An 879-nucleotide genomic window follows, 5' to 3' on the forward strand; every position below is an offset into this window, starting at 1 on the left:
GTGGGTTTTTACTGCTCCTGCAAATTATCCGACCCTACGCCGCCGATGAACGGCAGGCGCAGGCGCAGGGGCGTAAAGTCGAGACCGACGTTCAATCCAAGCACGTTAAGCTCGAACCCCTCCTCTACTCCTAAAGTCACCCCTGCCACGCCCAGCAGCGAGATTTGCAGGCCGCGCCCCGAGGGCGGTAAGCCGATGGGTCGATAGATCGGACGATAGTCTTTCCCCACTGCGTTGGCAGGCAGATCGAGTCTTAGGTCAGGCACTTCTCGCCCAATATGGGCAATAAAGGTGTTGCTGTTGGGCCCAGGCCACGCGTGATAGGTAGTCGGCCATGGATAAGAGGCGATGGCCGCTTGAATCTGCGGGATCAGCGCTTCGGCTTCTGGCCCCCGGCGATCCACCAGCAGGCGCGGTCTGGATCCGTACCAGTAACCATCCGCGAGGTTGCTGTTACGCCGCACCTTGTCGCCGCTGCCCCAGCTGATCACCTCGTAACGGCTGTACTGGGTCTCCCCGGCACGCTTGAAGATGATCCACGGATGCACGGCCACCGCCCCTTTCCAGCCGTAGGTGGGGGCGGCATAGACCTGGACAATTGCCAGCCGGGCAAACTTAGCCGGATCGGGCGCAATGCCGGACGAATCGCGGCGGGCAGACCACCACCCCTCATTGGCTTTGGCTTCGCGCTGGCTTACCGCCTGGGCGATGCTGGCAACAAGAGAGAGCAGAATAATACACAGCAAACTCAATAAAAATGTTTTGAGAGCGATCATGGCACCTATAAGGGAAGTAAACAACGGCGGGAGTTGACCTATTCTACCGCTGTTTCTTTGCTCAGCAAGCGCTGTGCTTAAATCATCACCAAACTTTACGCAC

General features: G+C 58.5%; 1 protein-coding gene. It reads right to left on the reverse strand.

Features of this window, described 5'->3' with window-relative positions:
- Positions 1 to 8: 8 nt before the first annotated feature.
- Complete coding sequence (locus FN633_RS09390) at positions 9 to 776, reverse strand: DUF3750 domain-containing protein (protein ID WP_154057524.1); 768 nt, start codon at positions 774 to 776, stop codon at positions 9 to 11.
- Between the last annotated feature and the right edge of the window lie 103 nt (positions 777 to 879).

It is taken from the genome of Pseudescherichia vulneris, assembly GCF_902164725.1.
GTDB classification, from domain to species: domain Bacteria; phylum Pseudomonadota; class Gammaproteobacteria; order Enterobacterales; family Enterobacteriaceae; genus Pseudescherichia; species Pseudescherichia vulneris.

Bases quoted from the DNA above. Each gene is read 5' to 3' on its own strand.
- FN633_RS09390 (WP_154057524.1), bottom strand. From the start codon at position 776: ATGATCGCTCTCAAAACATTTTTATTGAGTTTGCTGTGTATTATTCTG.